This window comes from Pullulanibacillus camelliae, from assembly GCF_014642655.1.
Taxonomy (GTDB): domain Bacteria; phylum Bacillota; class Bacilli; order Bacillales; family Sporolactobacillaceae; genus Pullulanibacillus; species Pullulanibacillus camelliae.
This window is the reverse complement of record NZ_BMIR01000001.1, coordinates 1-19626: the sequence shown is the minus strand read 5'-3', so window position 1 is coordinate 19626 and position 19626 is coordinate 1. Positions and strand designations below refer to the sequence as shown.

Annotated in this window: 16 protein-coding genes and 2 pseudogenes; 17 read left to right on the top strand and 1 reads right to left on the bottom strand. The window is 41.0% G+C overall.

The window, feature by feature from the left end:
* The first annotated feature begins 52 nt into the window (after positions 1–52).
* Positions 53–1660 (top strand): sodium:solute symporter family protein, encoded by a 1608-nt coding sequence (locus tag IEW82_RS00090; protein WP_188687639.1) that lies wholly within the window; start codon positions 53–55, stop codon positions 1658–1660.
* Between the two features lie 13 nt (positions 1661–1673).
* Positions 1674–1907: a Pycsar system effector family protein gene (locus IEW82_RS00085; RefSeq protein WP_188687637.1), complete on the top strand. Its 234-nt coding sequence runs from the start codon at positions 1674–1676 to the stop codon at positions 1905–1907.
* A 95-nt stretch (positions 1908–2002) separates the two neighbouring features.
* On the opposite strand, the pseudogene IEW82_RS00080 reads toward IEW82_RS00085, so the two are convergent.
* Positions 2003–2687: pseudogene (locus tag IEW82_RS00080) on the bottom strand (transposase); the annotation flags it as partial.
* Between the two features lie 683 nt (positions 2688–3370).
* On the opposite strand from IEW82_RS00080, the gene IEW82_RS00075 reads away from it, so the two are divergent.
* The 15 genes and pseudogenes from IEW82_RS00075 (at position 3371) to IEW82_RS00005 (ending at position 19529) form a co-directional block, all read left to right on the top strand.
* Positions 3371–3766 (top strand): VOC family protein, encoded by a 396-nt coding sequence (locus IEW82_RS00075; RefSeq protein WP_373285679.1) that lies wholly within the window; start codon positions 3371–3373, stop codon positions 3764–3766.
* 578 nt (positions 3767–4344) lie between these two features.
* The gene (locus IEW82_RS00070; RefSeq protein ID WP_373285678.1) at positions 4345–5034 is read left to right on the top strand and encodes a GntR family transcriptional regulator; all 690 of its coding nucleotides are present in this window, start codon (positions 4345–4347) and stop codon (positions 5032–5034) included.
* A gap of 275 nt (positions 5035–5309) precedes the next feature.
* Positions 5310–6602 carry an ABC transporter substrate-binding protein gene (locus IEW82_RS00065; protein WP_188687632.1) on the top strand — a complete coding sequence of 431 codons (1293 nt, stop codon included), beginning with the start codon at positions 5310–5312 and terminating at the stop codon, positions 6600–6602.
* A 69-nt stretch (positions 6603–6671) separates the two neighbouring features.
* Positions 6672–7598, top strand: coding sequence for a carbohydrate ABC transporter permease (locus IEW82_RS00060; protein ID WP_188687630.1), 927 nt, complete (start codon positions 6672–6674; stop codon positions 7596–7598).
* Between the two features lie 15 nt (positions 7599–7613).
* Positions 7614–8456, top strand: a complete 843-nt coding sequence (locus tag IEW82_RS00055) for a carbohydrate ABC transporter permease (RefSeq protein WP_188687628.1) — start codon at positions 7614–7616, stop codon at positions 8454–8456.
* 55 nt (positions 8457–8511) lie between these two features.
* Entirely contained in the window at positions 8512–9300 is a 789-nt protein-coding gene (locus IEW82_RS00050) for a Nif3-like dinuclear metal center hexameric protein (protein WP_188687626.1), read from the top strand.
* Between the two features lie 157 nt (positions 9301–9457).
* On the top strand, positions 9458–10564 hold the full coding sequence (gene uxuA / locus IEW82_RS00045) for a mannonate dehydratase (RefSeq protein WP_188687624.1): 1107 nt from the start codon (positions 9458–9460) through the stop codon (positions 10562–10564).
* A 21-nt stretch (positions 10565–10585) separates the two neighbouring features.
* A pseudogene (locus IEW82_RS00040) lies at positions 10586–10726 on the top strand (hypothetical protein); the annotation flags it as partial.
* Positions 10727–10812: 86 nt separating this feature from the next.
* Positions 10813–11979 carry a Gfo/Idh/MocA family protein gene (locus IEW82_RS00035; RefSeq protein ID WP_188687621.1) on the top strand — a complete coding sequence of 389 codons (1167 nt, stop codon included), beginning with the start codon at positions 10813–10815 and terminating at the stop codon, positions 11977–11979.
* Between the two features lie 119 nt (positions 11980–12098).
* A complete protein-coding gene (locus IEW82_RS00030) occupies positions 12099–13193 on the top strand; it encodes a Gfo/Idh/MocA family protein (protein WP_188687619.1) in 1095 nt (364 codons plus the stop codon).
* Positions 13194–13301: 108 nt separating this feature from the next.
* The gene (locus tag IEW82_RS00025) at positions 13302–14150 is read left to right on the top strand and encodes an SDR family oxidoreductase (protein ID WP_229672127.1); all 849 of its coding nucleotides are present in this window, start codon (positions 13302–13304) and stop codon (positions 14148–14150) included.
* Between the two features lie 261 nt (positions 14151–14411).
* A complete protein-coding gene (locus tag IEW82_RS00020; protein ID WP_229672125.1) occupies positions 14412–15710 on the top strand; it encodes an extracellular solute-binding protein in 1299 nt (432 codons plus the stop codon).
* Between the two features lie 55 nt (positions 15711–15765).
* Positions 15766–16659 (top strand): carbohydrate ABC transporter permease, encoded by an 894-nt coding sequence (locus IEW82_RS00015; protein WP_188687615.1) that lies wholly within the window; start codon positions 15766–15768, stop codon positions 16657–16659.
* 1 nt (position 16660) lies between these two features.
* Complete coding sequence (locus IEW82_RS00010) at positions 16661–17536, top strand: carbohydrate ABC transporter permease (protein WP_229672123.1); 876 nt, start codon at positions 16661–16663, stop codon at positions 17534–17536.
* A gap of 106 nt (positions 17537–17642) precedes the next feature.
* Positions 17643–19529 carry a glycoside hydrolase family 52 protein gene (locus tag IEW82_RS00005; protein ID WP_188687613.1) on the top strand — a complete coding sequence of 629 codons (1887 nt, stop codon included), beginning with the start codon at positions 17643–17645 and terminating at the stop codon, positions 19527–19529.
* Positions 19530–19626: the final 97 nt, after the last annotated feature.

The window sequence follows — 19626 nt, the reverse complement described above, 5'->3', positions numbered from 1 at the left end:
AGCTAAACATCTTAGGAATAGGATCAAACTTCAATGAAAGAAGGTTCTAGAAATGTCAGACGGATTATTTCACCTGAGTTTTATTGATTATTTGATTGTTATCATCTACTTTGCTTTTGCACTTATTGTAGGTTTTCTTTTAAGAAAGCATACGAAGACAGGAAAGGATTTCTTCTTGTCTGGTCGAGCATTGCCCACATGGATTACAGGGATTGCATTTATGTCTGCCAACCTTGGTGCAACAGAGATTATTGGGATGAGTGCCGGTGGTGCTGAATATGGTATGATCCAAGCCCACTTTTATTGGATCGGTGCGATTCCCGCCATGATTTTTATGGGCCTATATATGATGCCCTTTTATTACGCATCGCGAGCTAGATCGGTACCTGAATATTTGAAGATGCGATTCAATGAGGCAACAAGAGGCGTTAATGCCTTTGCTTTTGCGGTCATGACACTTCTTGTTTCGGGCATCAGTTTATATTCGATGGGCCTACTTTTAAAAACATTGCTCGGCTGGTCATTGACCGGCAGTATTATTTTGTCGGCAGTCATCGTGCTGATCTACGTTGCATTAGGTGGATTAACTTCTTCTATCTTTAACGAGGTTACACAATTTTTCTTAATCTGCTTGGGGATCCTGCCAGTCACGATTATCGGTCTCTATCATTTAGGGGGCTGGGATGGCCTGGTAGCAAAGATTCCCGATGGCTTTGGTCATGCATGGGGCAGCTTAGGCTCTTCAGATAATTCCTTAGGGGCGAGCTGGTTAGGTGTTGTTTTAGGACTGGGGTTTGTCACCTCCTTCGCCTATTGGACGACAGATTTTCTAGTTGTGCAACGGGCCTTTGCGGCAAAAAACCAAAGGGCAGCACAAGTCACACCCATTTATGCTTCGTTTATTAAAGTCTTCATTCCGGCGATCACCATTGTAATTGGTTTAATTGCACTTGCTGTATTTCCAAATATCGGGCATGGAGACACAAGCTATAATCTAGCGCTTCCTTTGCTCCTGGCTAAATATTACCCGGTTGGGATGGTTGGATTAGGTGTCACGGCATTGATGGCTAGCTTTATGAGTGGAATGGCTGGCAATATTTCAGCGTTTACCACTGTATGGACGTACGATATTTATCAGGCCTATATCAAAAAGGATGCTTCCGATCAACATTACGTATGGATGGGAAGATTGGCCACTGTGGGTGGCGTCATTGTCGCGATTGCGGCGTCATATCTTGCCGCTGGATTTCCAAGCATTATGGACTATATGCAAACTTTATTCTCTTTCTTCAACGCGCCAATCTTCGGGGTCTTCTTACTCGGGATGTTTTGGAAGCGCATGACACCATGGGGAGGCTTCTGGGGCTTGGTTTCAGGTATTGCCTTTGCCTTCATCTTTTATTTCTTTATTCCGATCCACTTTGCGACGCCAAATGCCGGAAACTTCTGGAGATCATGGTGGGTCTGGGTGGTCACAACAGCTGTCGGTGTTGGTGTCAGCTTAATTACAAAACCAAAACCTGTAGAAGAGCTCAAAGGTATTGTTTTAGGAGCAAGCAAGTACCGTTCATACAAGGGATTAAGCTGGTATAAACGTCCAGGTATTCTCGGAATTCTGAGTTTAATCATCTTTGTGATTATTAATATCATCTTCTGGTAGGAGTGAAGCAAAAATGGACGAAAAACAAGAGCGGAAATTTTTTGATCTTCGTCGTTTAATCGGGCTATTATTGACCATTTATGGGATATTAATCGGTGGCTATGGCTTATTTGTAAACCCTCAGTCTGCTTCAGTTTCCTTTAACATTGATTTATGGTGGGGCATTCTCCTATTAGTTATTGGCATCATTTTCTTGCTTTTATCGCTGCGACCTGAAAATGTCAGGGATGATGACAGCGAGGATTAAAGGATCGTGGAGAGGCTGGAACATAACTAGTCAAAAAAAATGAAAAAAGGCTCCCGTTATCTATTTTTGGATGATGGGAACCTTTTTTAGTTGAATTATTCATCAATCGCTATATTTAGCGTTTGGGCAGTGTACTTTCTTAAGTTCACTGCCATAAACGCAAAGCCGAATCCATTTTCTACTTTCTCTTTGCCTCGCACTGACGTACGAGTGAAACGCAAATTCGCCTTCAGAAATCCAAGAACTGGTTCTACGTCACTTTTACGCTTGCCGTAGATTTCACCAGTTTTCTCTTCCGAAAGCTGTTTTCTAATCGCTTCTTTTTGTGGTTCCCATTTCTCATTGTCATAAACTCTTCGAGGATTCTCTTCCTTCTCTTTCGTACATTGCCAACGTAATGAACAGTCCGAACAGTCTTCGCACGCATTTAAACGGTCGTGTAAAACCTGTTTTGTCTTTTCGTTTCGAAGGGTAGAGGACTATTACTTTTTTGCCATTTGGACAGGGGAATGCGTCACTTTCTTTATCATATGCCCAATGAGCGACATGAAAAGGGTTTTGCTTATACTTCTTTTTCTTCTCTTTACGATGCATATTATACGTGATAAGGGGTATGCGTTTCCGATTTTCTAGGACATCTTCATAATTTTGTTCGCTTCCATAACCGGCGTCTGCGACGATATAATGCGGGAGTTCGAAAAAGTGTTTCTCGATGTTATTTAGAAAAGGAAACAACGTGCGTGTATCCGTTGGATTGGGAAAGACATCATAAGTCAGGGTTTTAATACTAAAAGTATCGTCGGTTTTCAAGTGGATTGGAGCGAAAGACGCTCTGGCGCCTTCAGGAACGGGGCCAGCGTTACTTCACAAATAAACGTCGAGTTGTTCCGAGAAAGCTGACTTCGAAGCCGTACGCGTAGACGCAGGAACAGGGGACTTTTAATCACAAATACTTGGGAAACAGATCGTCCATTCCCAAGTGAGCTGAGGCCACTAAGGACGATCGGTTAAAACGTCACGTCCTGTGACAACGCCGCCCCTACCCACATCAATACCACCCCAAAAAGTAAAGTGCACCCTTTTCGGGGACCCCGGGTGTGGGCATGAGGAAAGTGAGCGTTCTGTAGCGGAAATCAACCTTGCCAATTCCGATGACAAACAGAATTTTATACTTTTTAATTCAATGGAGTAGCAATTGCTAATTTTTGGTAGATGCCACTCTTAATTTACTGGGTTTTTTCCCAGCCCCTCTTTAGCTGTTAGACGAATCAAAGAATAGAATATCTCGTTTGTCTTAGGTTTAAGGGCTTGGCGTCTTTCTATTTCAATTTATGAAAGGAGTAAAATGTGGAAAGAGGAATATGTACACGGTTCGGAGAAGTATTGAATAGAGATAGGGTTGCTATGCTTTGAAGCAACCATAATTGACTATGGAATGATTATTGGAAAGGGGATGAATGATTTTGATTGATATTGATCATTTACACCATGTGAGTTTAGCTGTGACCGATCTGGAAAAGGCAAAACAATTTTACGGAGGGATTTTAGGTTTGCCTGAGCTTAAGCGTCCTCCCTTTGATTTCCCCGGCGCATGGTATCAGGTGGGGAATGGGCAGCTGCATTTAATTGTTCACCCTGAATCTAAGACCTTAAGGAAAACGGATAGCATTGATACGAAAGATGGGCATATGGCTATCCGCATCAAGGACTATAAAAAAGCGTTGGAGTATTTAAAGGGAAAGCCGGTAGATATTGTGGAAAAGCCTTATAGTACCAGTGGATTTTCACAAATATTTTGCCATGATCCCGATGGTAATTTAATTGAATTAAATGTTGAACAAAAGGATTTAAATATTTAGGGTTATCTTACATGAGAGTACTAAAATTACAATTGGGGCTGGGACAGAAATATTTAGCACATAAAGAAGTCGAGCGCATGCGTTCGGCTTTTTGGTGCATCATGAAGGGCACCGCCAAACTCTTCGCTTTCCGCGGGGGAGTGGTAAGCCTCTTCACGCCTTCGCGCTGCGGGGGCTTATCGATCTCCCACTTCCCGCTGGAGTCTCCGCATTTTGACTGCGCTTTCAATTTCTCTATTTCCTTTTAAAATCTTATCGTTCGGTATGAGGGTTAGCCCTTTTAGTTTTGTCTCAGTCTCTTTCTTTTTTAGATTGATTAATACTAGGCATATACCACGATATCTATTCGTATGATTTTGACTTGATTAAAAGTTATAAAAATTTAAAAATAGCTGTTGCACTTTTTCTAATAAACTGTTAATATGCTTGTAAGGCGAACTACCATAGTAGTATTATTAAAATAGTAATAATGAGAAAACGCATTAATTTCAATTCGATACCTGTCGAATATTTTTTTGGAGTAACTGCCATACTAATATGATTAGTATTACAAAACTGTGTTGAATAGAGGTGATTGTTTGCAAAGTATACCGAATCGCTCGAACCGTTCAACGGGCGAATTAACTTATGAAACGCTAAAAAGATTAATCTTAAATCTGGAACTTAAGCCAGGTACAAAGCTCTCTGAAAAAGAAGTAGCAGAAAAACTTCAAGTCAGTCGTACCCCTGTCCGTGAGGCTTTTTTAAAACTATCTCAAGAAGAATTGCTTGAGATATATCCGCAAAGCGGCACTTTCGTTTCTTTTATTGATTTGGAGCATGTAGAAGAAGCAAGGTTCGTCAGGGAGAATATTGAACGAGCCATTGTCAGGGAAGCATGTAAGGAGTTTTCTGAGGATTATTTATTTCAATTAGAGACGAATATTGCGACGCAGGATCTGTCAAGTAACAAAGGCAACTACTCTAGAATGTATCAATTGGATGATGAGTTTCACAGGCTTCTATTTTATGGATGTGGCAAAGTGCGTTCTTGGAATATGCTGCAACAGATGAACAGCCACTTTAACCGTTTGAGGATTTTGAGACTATCATCGAGCTTGGATTGGGATATTATCATTTCTCAGCATAAGGAAATTTTTAATCTCATTAAAAATAAAGAGTCAGATAAAGTAGAACAGGTCATTATTAAGCATCTCCGCTTGGCTGTTTTTGAAAAAGAAATTTTAATTGAACGCTACCCAGAGTACTTTAATCCACAGAAATCGTAATGCGTAAAATTTTTTTAAACAGCTATGCAAACGCTTTCTATAAGTCGCTAAACTCTTGTAAAGCAAGGCAAGTGTCATCTGTGGTCATAGGTGATTTTAGTCATGGTTTAAATAGATTGAGTTGGCTTATTCAACAAAATAATGATCGCAATAAATGAAAGCGTTATCTTGGGAGGTGAGGAAGATGTGACACGAGCATCAGCAGTGTTTTAACGATGGATAGGTATTCAATGAAAATTGTCATAATAAACATTGCCATTTTAGGAGGGGAATACATGAAACGTATGAAAAAGAGTTTTGTTATTTTTCTTTCGATCAGTATGTCTTTGTTGCTGTTATTAGTCGGTTGTGGGAACAATGACAGTTCCAGCTCATCGGGAGATAAATCCGTAACCATTAAATTCTCTTGGTGGACCAATCCAACACGTACAAAACAAACGAAAGAAGCGATCAAGCTTTTTGAAAAAAAGTATCCAAATATTCATGTAACGATGGAATATACCTCTTGGGATAGTTATTGGCAAAAGCTTTCAACAGAAGCTGCGGGTGGAGGTGCCCCTGATGTAATGCAAATGGATGGGTCACGCTTAAATGAGTATGCGAGCAAAAATCAATTAATGGATTTATCCAAGACAAAAGTCGACACCTCGGGACTTGATAAGAACACTGTGGCTCTTGGTAAACTCAATGGAAAACTTTATGCATTAACAACAGCACTCAATGCCCAGATCTTCATTTATAATCCTGAGATTCTCAAAAATGCTGGCGTAGACTTTCCAACAGGCAATTATACTTGGGATGATTTAGCGAAGCTATGTGAAACCATCTATAAAAAAACAGGGGTTTACGGTATGCCAGATGAGATGGAACAAACTGCATTCTTAGATTATTTTGCTAGAACCAAGAATGAAAACTTATATTCTTCTGATGGAAAATCCCTTGGGATGTCAAAGAAAACACTTACTGAATGGTTCCAGTATTGGTTAGACTTACAAGAAAAAGGTGGCGTTCCGACAGCACAGGAAAGTGCGGCCTATAATCATAATGATCACCCATCCAGTCCATTTGTCAAAGCAAAGACGGCCTTTGCGTGGTTATTCCTAGGAACTGGTGGCGAATTTGAACAAGATCTCGGTAAGCCTATTATAAGAGGTCTTCTTCCAGAATGGGGCAATGACAATAAACCATATCCACTCCATCCAGCCATGTACTGGGCGATGTCTTCAAAGACCCAACATGCTGATGCTGCAGCAAAGTTGATTAATTTTCTTGAAAATGATCCTAAGGTGTCACAACTTTTCCAAAATGATCGAGGAATCCCAGCAAACACAGCCAATATGAAGAAAAATGCTGAAACAACGAAGGATGCGACTGTTAAAAAGCAAGATGACATCATGGAAAAAATCGAAAAGGTGGCAACACCAGTTAAGCTAGATCCTCCGGGAGCAGGAAGCATGGGAGATACATTAAAAAATATTTCTCAACAAGTGCAAAATAAGCGATTGACTCCAAGCAAAGCAGCGGACGAATTTATGCAACAGGCTAATCAAGCACTCTCACAAGGATGATATCTTCTTCACAATAATTTAACACGGTGGCTTTTTTTGTAAGTCACCGTGTTAAAGGAGGTTTTCATAATGGAAGCTCAAGTGCGCACTGGAGTGTCAAAGCGAAAGGCAAAACAAGGCCTGCAAACAGCCCGCCAAAGAAATTTGACCGCCTACGCCTTCTTGACCCCTTGGCTTATAGGTATGCTTTTTCTTACGGTTGGTTCAATGTTGTTTACCTTTTACCTCGCTTTCACAGATTACGATTTATTGAGCGCCGCACATTGGACAGGAATTCGTAATTTTTCGCAAATATTAGATGACCCTAATTTTTGGGTATCCATTCGGTCAACATTAATTTATGTGGTTATCTCTGTACCAGCACGACTTATTGCTTCGCTTTTAGTCGCCCTGCTATTAAGCAAGGAGGTGCGTGGCATCGGTCTTTATCGGGCATTAATTTACCTACCCTCTTTAATCGGTGGGAGTGTTGGGATATCGATTGGCTGGAAGAACCTCTTTGCTAATGATGGCCCCATCAACTCACTGCTCGGTATGGTTGGCATTCATGGTCCGAATTGGATTGGTAATCCTTCAACAGCGATCATCGTGTTGATCTTATTAAGTGTCTGGCAATTTGGATCAGAAATGGTTATTTTTTTGGCTGGAATTAAGCAGATTCCAAATTATCTCTATGAGGCGGCAACCATTGATGGGGCGTCACCGATGAGAAGATTTTTCAATATTACTTGGCCGATGCTTTCACCTATTGTCTTTTTTAATCTATTAATGGGAACCATTTCTTCATTTATGGTCTTTACTCAGGTCTATATTATTACGAGTGGTGGTCCGATGAACTCTACATTATTCTATGTCTATTACTTGTATCAACAAGCATTTAGCTATTTCCATATGGGGTATGCTTCAGCATTATCGATTATTTTGTTAATTATCATTGCAATCTGCTCGAGTATTATCTTCCTCACTTCAAAACTCTGGGTCAAATATGATGTTTAAGGTGGTGTGTGACGAATGACTAGAAGCTCTATGTCGAAATCCATTATCCGGCATGTCGTTCTGATTATTGTAACGCTAATCATGATCTACCCGATTTTCTGGATGTTATCTTCTTCTTTTAAGCCGGATACAGAGATTTTTTCAACCTCTAACCTATGGCCTAAAACATGGACGTTCAAGCATTATTTGGCAGGCTTCAGTGGGGATGCGGGAATGAATTTTGGTCCTATGTTTCTCTATTCCTTCTTAGTTTCAGCCGTTGTTGTCGTGGGCACAATATTCAGTTCATCGCTAACGGGCTTTGCTTTTGCTAGACTACGGTTTACACCGCGTCGCTTTTTTATAGGATTTATGTTTGCGACGATGATGCTGCCGGCACAGGTTGTAATGATTCCTCAGTATATTATCTTTCATAAGATCGGTTTGGTTAACACCTTTGTTCCTTTGATGCTGCCGAGTTTTCTTGGAACAGTCCCTTTCTTCATTTATTTGATGGTGCAATTTGTCCGTGGGATTCCTAAGGATCTGGACGAAGCTGCTTTAATCGACGGGTGCAGTCCCTTTCGCCTATTTCGTTCGGTCATTTTCCCACTCGCTCAACCTGCGATCATCACGATGTCCATCTTTTCCTTTTATTGGACCTGGAATGACTTTTTTGGCCAATTAATCTATCTTTCTAATCCTAAAATTTACACCGTTTCCCTTGGACTAAGCATGTTTATGACAAATATGGGTAACACACAGTGGGGAGACATGTTCGCCATGTCGATTGTCTCGGTTATTCCTGTATTTATTATCTTTTTGATCTTCCAACGCTATTTAGTAGAAGGCATTGCAACCCAAGGATTAAAAGGCTAGAGCTGTTCCAGCTTTGAATGAAGCGTTCCTTGTTATGACGACTGGGGGGATAAACATGACCAACGTACAGGATGTCATAGATCATCTAACAGATTCGGTAGGTCCCATTGAAAATACGGTGGATATCCTTAAGTTTGGTGATCCAAATACAAGAATAACAGGGATTGCGACCACTTTCATGGCAACACACCAAGCCATCCAGCAAGCCGTGGAGGTCGGAGCTAACCTTCTTATCACGCATGAAGGTGCTTTTTATAGCCATCATGATTCTGATTTATTGACACATGATCCGGTTTTTGAAGGAAAGCTAAAAGCAATTGAACAAGCGGGCCTAGCCATCTATCGTTTTCATGACCATATTCATCGCTATCAGCCCGATGGCATAACAGCTGCTTTGGTGAAGGCATTAAGATGGCAACCTTATATTGAGAAGCAGTTACTCATCAGTACACTATTAAAACTTCCAAAGCGCCCTTTAAAAGTCTTATCTGACTATGTAAAAACAACATTGAAGCTGCCTTTCGTACGTGTCCAAGGCGACTTATCCATGCCATGTAGTCGAGTAGGGCTATTGGTGGGATATCGAGGTGGAGGACAGACGGCGCTTCCATTATTTGAAAAGGAAAATCTTGATTTGATCATTACCGGAGAAGGACCTGAGTGGGAAACTCCGGAATATGTACGCGATGCGATTGACCAAGGAAAACACAAGGCATTAATGGTATTGGGACATTCAGAGAGTGAGAGCCCTGGTATGAAGGCCCTTGCTGAAGGCCTAAAAATAAAATTTCCGAATATTCCCATTCACTTTATTTCTAATCAGCCGCTTTTTCAAGTCATTTGACCTACTTGAAAGTAATGTACAAAGAATGCGGTGGAGACTTGTATGGCAAGCAGTCTTTTATTGTTGAATGTATAGAAAAAGAAAAAATAGAAGGATTGTCTTGGATCCACCCTCCTAACAGAGAAAATCAACATTAATAAAAAGGGAGTAAACAAAAATGAAAATGACATTTCGCTGGTTTGGTAGCGATGATGATAGCGTCACATTGGAGCAAATCAAACAGATTCCAGGTGTAAATGGTATTGTTGGTGCTTTATTTGATATCCCAGTCGGTGAAGTGTGGCCGCTTGAACGCATTATGGCGTTAAAAAAGGAGATTCAGGAAAAAGGCTTAAGCCTAGAGGTAATTGAAAGCGTCAATGTTCATGAGGATATTAAATTAGGACTACCAACACGCGACCGGTATATTGCAAATTATATAGAAACGATGCGCAATCTTTCTACAGTAGGCGTCAAGGTTATTTGTTATAATTTTATGCCTGTCTTTGATTGGACGCGGTCTGATCTTGCTAAGCCACTCCCAGATGGATCCACTGCTCTTGCTTATGAAAAAAGTAAAATTGAGACGATTGATCCAATAGTCCTTGTCAATAGAATGGAGGGTGCCTCAGAAGGTTTCTCCATGCCAGGCTGGGAGCCTGAGCGATTGAAAACCATTAAACATCTTTTTGAGCTCTATAAAGATGTGACAGAGGAAGATTTATTTGATCATTTACAGTATTTCCTAGAAAAAATTATCCCTGTAGCTGAGGCATGCGATATCAAGATGGCTATCCATCCGGATGATCCCCCTTGGTCGGTATTTGGTTTGCCGAGGATTGTTACGAACAAGGCAAATCTTGAACGCATTACAAAGCTTGTAGATAGTCCATATAACGGTCTTACGATTTGCACGGGGTCCTTAGGTGCTAATCCAAAGAATGACCTTGTCGACATTATGAGGACCTTTTCTGAAAGAAATAGAGTTCCCTTTGCGCATATCCGTAACATTAAGATTTATGAAAATGGTGATTTTGAGGAAACAGCCCATCGAAGTGAAGAGGGTTCTCAAGATATATATGGCATTGTAAAAGCGTTACATGATACGAATTTCTCAGGCTATGTGCGGCCAGACCATGGTCGAAAGATTTGGGGAGAAGTGGCTCGCCCGGGTTACGGGTTATATGACCGAGCACTGGGTGCTATGTATCTATTAGGTCTTTGGGATAGTTTGGAGAGAATGAGAGCCTCTGATCTTGCCCGAGAAAAGTCGACTCTTTCATAAGAAGGACATAGCAAAATGGCTGTGACCAAGAAAAGATACAAAGATGTGCTAGAAAGATTGAACGAACAGGAAGAACATGCTAAGGAATGGCGGGATATTATTAATACGTATTTCTATAGAAAGTCTGGGATTGCTGATGAAAAAGGCAGAACCATTTATTAAAGGAGGCGCTGACAGTTCTTTCAATGTTTAACTAAAATGTTCCTATCACAATCATTCTAAAAACAAATCTTAAGGAGATGACCGTCGTGTTAAATGTAGCGATTATTGGTGTTGGAGCTATTTCTACGTCACATATTAAGGCTTATCAAACCTTTGCTGAGAAATGTAACATTGTCGCACTTTGTGACCGTTATCCAGAAAAGGCTCAGGCGAAGGCAGAGGAAGAACAGTTGAAGGTTGATGTGTATAGTGATTACCAAAAAGTGTTCGAACGCAAAGATATTGATATGATTTCGATTTGTACACCTCCTTACACGCATGCGGAATTAGCTGTGGCCGCGTTGAATGCGGGTAAACATGTTTTAGTGGAGAAGCCCATGGCCTCCTCCTTGGCAGAATGTGATGATATGATTGCTGCTGCTGAAAAAAGTGGGAAGATCTTATCAGTCGTCTCACAAAATCGCTTTAGAACACCAATGATGCGGTTAAAGCATGTTCTTGAAACGGAAAAAATGGGGCCAATTGTCCATACTCAAGTGGACTCTTTCTGGTGGCGAGGACATAGCTACTATGATTTATGGTGGCGAGGAACATGGGAAAAAGAAGGGGGTGGATGTACATTAAACCATGCGGTGCATCACATTGATATTTTCCGCTGGATGAACGGTATGCCCTCTGAGGTGACCGCCGTGACAAGTAATACATCACATGATAACGCTGAGGTTGAAGATGTATCTATTGCAATTTGTCGTTATGATAATGGAGGACTGGCGCAGATTACCAGTTCAGTTGTCCACCATGGGGAAGAACAGCAATTAATCTTCCAAGGGAAGCAGGCTCGGGTATCCGTTCCTTGGAAGGTCAAGGCTTCTAAAGCAAAAGAAAATGGCTTTCCGCTTCCCAATCCCGAGCTCGAAGCTGAACTGGAGGCTATTTATAATGAAACTCCAGTTCTTAACTATGAAGGGCATCAAGGTCAGCTTTACGATGTTTTGCAGGCCATTGAGGGGAAGAAATCACTGCTTGTTGATGGCAAGGAAGGACGGCAAACCCTTGAATTAATCACAGCCATTTATCAATCAGCAACCTTTGGTACTAAAGTCAAGCTTCCATTAAAATCAGATAGTCCCTTTTATACAAGGGCAGGCATTCTAAAAAATGCCATTCATTTCTATGAAAAAACAAACTCCATTAGTAATTTTTCTACGGATCAAATTACTACAGGAGGAAATTACGAGACATCAAGAGAATAAAAAAGATAGAGCTTCATGATTAGAGAGCATGTTATCTCCACAGGTTTGGGAAGCGCTTTAGAATTGACTGAATTTAATATTCGTAAGGCCAAGTCTGACATATTTGGGAGGAGAACAAGATGGATAAAAATGATGGCATGAATTATGCCCCAAAGGGAAGCTTTAATCGGGTAGTAGAAGATGGAGTCTTTCAGTTTGCGGTGATCGGATTAGACCATGGTCACATCTATGGCATGTGTAATGGTCTGACAGAAGCAGGGGGGACGCTTGTTTCGGTCTATGATCCAGATAAGCAAAAGGTGGAAGCTTTTTGTAAAAGCTTTCCTGGAGTAGAACCTGCTCATTCAGAAGAAGAGATTTTGTTAAATCCACAGATTCAGTTAGTTTCCAGTGCTTGTATTCCCTCTGATAGAGGTCCATTAGGCCTGAAAGTTCTGGATCACGGGAAGCATTACTTTACAGATAAACCCGCATTCACACAGCTAGAACAAGTGGAACAAGCAAGAAGAAAAGTTGAAGAAACAGGGCTGAAATGGGGCATTTATTATAGTGAACGTCTACATGTTGAAAGTGCGATGTTTGCTGGCCAATTAATCGAACAAGGGGCAATAGGCCGTGTGATTCAGGTGATAGGAACAGGGCCCCACCGTGCTAATATTGAGAGTCGGCCAGAATGGTTTTTTGACCCTGAACGATACGGGGGCATCTTATGTGATATTGGCAGCCATCAGATCGAACAATTCCTTCATTATGCTGGAGCGAAGGATGCGCAGGTTCTGCATAGTAAAGTCGGAAATTATAATCATCAGGAGTATCCAAAATTTGAGGATTTTGGTGATGCAACGCTTGTCGCTGATAACGGAGCCACCTTTTATTTCCGTGTGGATTGGTTCACACCAGATGGGTTGGGAACCTGGGGTGACGGGCGCGTGACGATTTTAGGGACAGAAGGTTATATTGAAGTCAGAAAATACATTGATATTGCACGGGATGCTTCAGGGAATCATCTGTATTTGGTCAATGGAGAAGGAGAAAAGCACTTTGAATTATCTGGAAAAGTAGGCTTTCCATTCTTCGGGGCATTTATCTTGGATTGTATAAATGGGACGGAAAAGGCGATGACTCAGGAGCACGCCTTTAAAGCTGCTGAATTATGTATTGTTGCTGAACAACAGGCGATTAACATCACTGCGATGGAGCGTCCACTCGCCTAGATGAAGCCAACCCTTCTTTTCGGAGAAGGGTCCTTGCCCAGGCTTTTGCGGCAATGGATAAAAAGAAAACACAGGCAATCGATTTACAGCAAAGGAGGAGGATGCATAGTGCTACCCATACATCCTAGTTTAAAAGATAAAGTGGTCGTGATTACTGGTGGAAGTGGTGTGCTTTGTCGGGCGATGGCAAAAGAACTTGCTCGCCAAGGAAGCAAGATAGCTATTCTCAGCCGGACGGAAGAAAAAGGCAGTCAGGTTGTTGAGGAAATTAAGGCGAGTTCAGGAGAAGCCATTTTTGTTCAGTGTGATGTGACCGATAACGCATCCGTTAAACAAGCTGAGGCAAGGGTAAGTGATGTCTATGGTGCCTGTGATATTTTAATCAATGGTGCAGGCGGGAATCACCCCAAAGGAGCAACTACCAATGAGACTTTCAAGCTAGAAGATGTGGAAGATCCCACGGTTCAATCCTTCTTTGACTTAGAGGAGGAAGGGTTTAACTTCGTCTTTAATCTAAATTTGCTAGGCACGCTCTTGCCAACACAAGCTTTTGCTAAAAAGATGGTTGGTAAGAAGGCCACTGCTATTATCAATATGTCCTCCATGAGTGCGCCGACACCGATGACTAAGGTTCCAGCATATAGTGCTGCAAAAGCGGCTATTGAAAACTTTACCAAATGGCTTGCAGTCCATATGGCGGGTATGGGGATTCGGGTCAATGCCATTGCGCCAGGCTTTTTTCTCACTGAACAAAATAAAAAAATGCTCACAAATGAGGATGGCACCTTAACTGAACGTTCACATAAAATACTCACTCACACCCCGATGAATCGCTTTGGAGAACCAGACGATTTATTAGGCACACTACTTTGGCTGGTAGATGAAGAGGCATCAGGATTCGTCACTGGAATTACGGTGCCCGTTGATGGCGGTTTTATGGCTTATGCGGGCGTTTGATGTAAAATTATAATCTATTAAAAAAAGGGTATAGAATAATAGTCTTTAAAAATGGCGAAATAAAGGGATTCGTTTGAGCTTAGGCAATAGAACGATGTCTTATTTCGTCTTTTTTTCGTCGGTAATAGTAGATTTTAGTTAAAATATTGAAATATAAGGGAATTTTTATGTAGATTTTGCTTGCAATCTGAAAAAAGTTATACTATGATATTATTAGTTTATTGAATAAACAAACAAATCGATTTGATTGGGGGCTATTTTGTGAATCGGGTAGGTAAAAAATTTTTTATGACGATTGTAAGCGCTGTATTGCTCTTGGGTCTTTTGGCTGGCTGCTCAAGTTCGAGCTCGGGCAAGGGGTCAGGTGGTTCTGTCGTAGTATGGAATGATGTCAGTGGAGATGCTAAGGATGCTATCGATAAGATGGTCGACCGCTTTAACAAAGCAAACTCAGATATCACAGTGAAGTCTCAGTATTTCGAAACAAACCCATATAAACAAAAATTGCACATTGTAATGGGAGCTGATAACGCACCAGATATTTTTAGTAACTGGGGTGGCGGAGGCTTGAAGGACTACATTGATGCAGGTGATGTTTTAGATTTAACCCCTTACTTGAAAGATGACTCTGATAAATATTTATCCTCAATAATGAAATCGGTTACTTTCGATGGGAAAATTTATGGCGTTCCACATGGTAATTTGCAACAAGTGAATTTCTTTTATAACAAAGAAATATTTAAGAAATATAATCTTAATCCACCAAAAACGTGGGACGATCTTCTTGATGCAGTTAAAGTATTGAAATCTAAAGGCATTGCACCTATTGCGCTTGGTGGAAAAGATAAATGGCCCGATCTTATGTACTTCGAATATTTGGTCGACAGGATAGGCGGGTCTGAACCTTTTAATAATGTTGCGGCGGGAAAAGATAATGCTTGGTCGGACCCTTCGATTCAAAAGGCCATTCAAATGATGCAGCAATTGGTGAAAGCGGGGGCATTTGAACAAGGCTTTAGTTCAGTGGGATCAGGTGATGGTGAAGATGCAGCGCTGCTTTATACTGGTAAAGCGGCAATGTGGTTGATGGGAAGCTGGGGCTATACAAGTGTGTTGTCTGATGCTAAAGACTTTGTTGATAAAGGCAACTTAGGTTGGTTCACCTTCCCAACGGTGTCTGGTGGAAAAGGGGATCCAAGTGATGTCGCAGGTAACCCAAGTGAATTTTATTCGATCTCAAAAAATACCAAGAATAAAAAAGCAGCTATCAAGTTCCTTAAAGACGCTAACCTAAACGATAAAAATGTTAGTGATTTAATTAAGATTAGTAATGTCCCTGCTGTAAATGGCATTGATTCACAATTAAAAGATTCAGATAATGGGGATTATATGAGTTTCTCCTATGATATTATTAAAAACGCCAAATATTTCCAACAATCATGGGATACAGCTTTGAGTACAAAAGAGGGCAATAGACTTAATGAAGACCTAAGCAAGGTTTTGTTAAATCAAATGTCGCCACAAGAATTTTCTACAGACATGAATAAATATTTGAAGTAATAGCAGGGGGATATCCCCCCTTGCTAAATCTTTTTAACAACTGGAGTGTTGAAAAATGCTTGGGACGCGAATGAATTGGCAACGGTGGGTAATGGTGCTTCCAGCTTTGGTTTTCTTTGTGGTTTTTGCGTTAGTCCCGATGTGTGTCGCTGTTTATTATAGCGGATTAAGCTGGGATGGGATTACCGATCCTATTTGGGTTGGAATGAAGAATTGGGTAACCGTATTTAAGGATGGAGAAGCTTGGCAATCCACTTGGTTAACGATTGAATTGATGGGATTGTGCTGGATTACACAGTGTCCGCTGAGCCTAGTACTCGGTGTGTTTATGGCAGGTAAGCAAAAACATCGAACTGTTTTTAGTATTTTTTATTTCATCCCTTTGCTATTTTCCGCAGCAGCTATCGGGGTGACGTGGTCCTATATTTTAAATCCAAACTTTGGACTTGTTAACGCTATTTTAAAAGCTATAGGCATAGGAAATGGAAATGAAAACTGGTTGGGCAATCCACACTTAGCGCTTTTTATTGTCAGTTTAATCATTGCTTGGCAATTCGTCCCGTTTAATTCCCTCTTGTTTCAGGGTGGAGCAAAACAGATTCCAGAATCCTTATATGAAGCAGCCAGAATAGATGGTGCTGGTCCATTTCGTATATTTTTTTCAATTACCTTGCCCCAATTAAAATATACAATAGTCACGGCATCGGTATTGATTCTTACAGGAACATTAACGTATTTTGATTTGATCTATGTATTGACTGGGGGAGGTCCGGGCTCTGCAACCCAGGTTTTAGCAATGGATATGTATAAGCAAGCCTTTATAAATAATGACCTAGGAATGGGAAGTGTCATGGCTATTATTCTAGCTGTATTTGGACTCGTTCTTTCACTCCTCATCTTAAAATTTACAGGGTTTAACCGTATGGATAGTCAGAAGGAGGGGATGTGATATGGCGGAGTCTCAAACAATGCTAAATACAAATAACTATGAGCAACGACGGCATAAACACTCATGGACGAACATTGCGTTTACCACATTTGGAGTCATTTGGCTCATCATCTCGTTTTATCCAGTTCTCTATATTCTCATGTCCAGCTTACGAGAGCAAAATGGATTTCTTACGGGAAGTCCAACATGGCTGCCGACCATACACCCGACATTTAGTAATTATTTAACAGTACTTCAAGCAGGTTTTGTGCATTTCTTTTTCAACAGCCTTATTGTGTCAGTGCTCTCTGTTATTTTTACGGTCGCCTTCTCATTATTCCTAGCCTATGTCATTGTGCGTAGTCGAAGTCGTATGGTGAGAATTATCTTTAATATATTTTTAATTGGCTTGGCACTCCCGATACAAGCTGCTATCATTCCAGTTTATGTCTTAATTACAAAAATGGGGCTGTATGATAGCTTAGGAGGATTGGTGCTCCCATCAATTGCCTTTGGCATTCCGCTCACACTGCTATTTCTTGTTAACTTTGTTAGAGATATTCCTAATGAGTTATATGAGTCAATGGGAATTGAAGGCGCATCTGATTTTAAAATATTATTTCATCTTGTTACACCTTTAGCTCTGCCATCGATTATTTCGATAGCCATCTATCAATTTATCCTAGCATGGAATAACTTCTTATTTCCCCTTGTACTTACGCAGAGTGATAATGTCAAGGTTCTGCCTCTTGCAGTCGTGCAATTCCAAGGGGAACATACAATGGATATCCCTGTAACTATGGCCGCTGTCACCTTATCCGCATTGCCCTTATTAATTGCTTATATTTTTGGAGGGCGTTTTATCCGTCGTGGGATGATGGCTGGTTTTGGAAAGTAATCGATGATTAAAATTTGACTTCATGGACAAGGAACTCCTGTCCTTTGCGTCATTATGACCCACATGTAAAATGAATGCTTTCTAGTGAAAGGGGAGATGATTTCTCATGCCTGATAATCAATTTTTTAATGCGCACCATTCTCCAATCGGTGCCTTTGCTAGCTTAACCTTAGGTTTTCCAGGGGCCTCTGGCGGTCTCGATCTTGAACAAGGAAGACCTCCGAAGGAAAATGTTTTTATTGGTTTAGAATCAATAGAAAAAGGTCAGTATCAGGCCTTACCGTTCTTCCAACAGAGTGAGAGTGAAAGCGGACGATATGATATTGAGAATCCTGATCCTAATCCGGATAAGCCCAATATTCTTTCCGCCTTTCCAAAAGAAGAGATTAAAAGAATTTTTAAGACAACAAGTGATACGTGGCATGCGGGAGATTTGACCTTTACTATTTATTCTCAGGTTCGTCCTGTCCCTGATCCTACTTCTGCTTCCGAGGATGAAGTGAAGGAAGCCATTCTTCCAGCCTTATTTGTAGAAGTGACAGTCGATAATACGAAAGGTACACACGCGCGGCGTGCTTTCTTTGGCTATGAAGGCAGTGATCCTTACGCATCTATGAGGAGAACTCAGGATACCTCGGAATTAATTGGTGTGGGGCAGGGGAGTCGAACGGCTATAGTCACAGATAATCCCATGGTGAAGTCTGCTTTGCATTTTAGTCTTGAGGATATATTCACTAACCCTTTTGAGGAAAACTGGGCCTTTGGTTTAGGTAAGGTTGGACTCTTAATCATGGATACACCTGCTGGTCAAAAAGAAACTTATCGCTTTGCGGTGTGCTTTTACCGTTCTGGTCAGGCCACTGTAGGGATAAACAGTGTCTACTACTATACACGATTTTTTGATTCCATTGAGGATGTTGGACGCTATAGTCTGACCCACTTTGATCGCTTAGTAGACTATTCTAAGCAAGCCAATAAAAAAATAGAATCGGCATCACTATCTGAAGACCAGAAGTTTATGATGGCCCATGCTATTCGAAGTTATTACGGTTCAACGCAGCTTCTGGAAGCTGAAGGAGGTCCCTTGTGGGTGGTGAATGAAGGTGAATATCGCATGATGAACACCTTCGATTTGACGGTTGATCAGCTATTCTATGAATTAAAGATGAATCCTTGGACTGTAAAAAATGTTCTTGATGTCTTTGTAGAGCGTTACAGCTATAAGGATACCGTCCGCTTTCCAGAAGATGAGAAGGAGTACCCGGGTGGCATTAGTTTTACCCATGACATGGGGATTGCCAATACCTTTTCTCGCCCACATTATTCGGCCTATGAATTATATGGGATTGATGGCTGCTTTTCGCATATGACACAAGAACAGTTGGTCAACTGGCTGCTTTGTGCTTTGGTTTATATTGAACAAACCGACGATCAGGAATGGTTGCAAGCTAAATTTTCTATTATCGAGGAATGCTTTCAAAGCATGCTTCATCGTGATCATCCTGACCCAGACAAGCGCAACGGGATCATGGGGCTGGATAGTTCAAGAACAATGGGTGGGGCTGAAATTACAACATATGATAGTTTAGATGTTTCTCTTGGGCAGGCACGTAACAATATTTATTTGGCAGGTAAATGCTGGGCTGCTTATATCGCTCTAGAAAAACTTTTTAAAAGACATAATCGGGCTGAACTCGCCCAGTTAGCCGAATTACAAGCGCAAAGGTGTGCCAATACCATTGGCGAAAATGTAACTGAAGACGGATATATTCCAGCAGTTATCGGTGAAGGAAATGATTCCAAGATCATACCAGCTATCGAAGGATTAATTTTTCCTTATTTTACAGGGTGTGAAGCGGCATTAAGCCCGAATGGAAAATATGGGGCTTATATACAGGCTCTCACAAAGCATTTTAAGCAAGTGCTTGTTAAAGGCATCTGTTTATTCGAGGACGGAGGCTGGAAAATATCATCCACAAGCAATAATTCCTGAATCCGTGATGAATTGAAATCGACTTTGATTTTGTTGTAATTTTGATGGATTGATAATCCATAAAACCCTTTTTATGCTTATGACCTATGTCATCTCT

Bases quoted from the DNA above. Each gene is read 5' to 3' on its own strand.
- IEW82_RS00090 (WP_188687639.1), top strand. From the start codon at position 53: ATGTCAGACGGATTATTTCACCTGAGTTTTATTGATTATTTGATTGTT.
- IEW82_RS00085 (WP_188687637.1), top strand. From the start codon at position 1,674: ATGGACGAAAAACAAGAGCGGAAATTTTTTGATCTTCGTCGTTTAATC.
- IEW82_RS00065 (WP_188687632.1), top strand. From the start codon at position 5,310: ATGAAACGTATGAAAAAGAGTTTTGTTATTTTTCTTTCGATCAGTATG.
- IEW82_RS00060 (WP_188687630.1), top strand. From the start codon at position 6,672: ATGGAAGCTCAAGTGCGCACTGGAGTGTCAAAGCGAAAGGCAAAACAA.
- IEW82_RS00055 (WP_188687628.1), top strand. From the start codon at position 7,614: ATGACTAGAAGCTCTATGTCGAAATCCATTATCCGGCATGTCGTTCTG.
- IEW82_RS00050 (WP_188687626.1), top strand. From the start codon at position 8,512: ATGACCAACGTACAGGATGTCATAGATCATCTAACAGATTCGGTAGGT.
- uxuA (WP_188687624.1), top strand. From the start codon at position 9,458: ATGAAAATGACATTTCGCTGGTTTGGTAGCGATGATGATAGCGTCACA.
- IEW82_RS00030 (WP_188687619.1), top strand. From the start codon at position 12,099: ATGGATAAAAATGATGGCATGAATTATGCCCCAAAGGGAAGCTTTAAT.
- IEW82_RS00015 (WP_188687615.1), top strand. From the start codon at position 15,766: ATGCTTGGGACGCGAATGAATTGGCAACGGTGGGTAATGGTGCTTCCA.
- IEW82_RS00010 (WP_229672123.1), top strand. From the start codon at position 16,661: ATGGCGGAGTCTCAAACAATGCTAAATACAAATAACTATGAGCAACGA.
- IEW82_RS00005 (WP_188687613.1), top strand. From the start codon at position 17,643: ATGCCTGATAATCAATTTTTTAATGCGCACCATTCTCCAATCGGTGCC.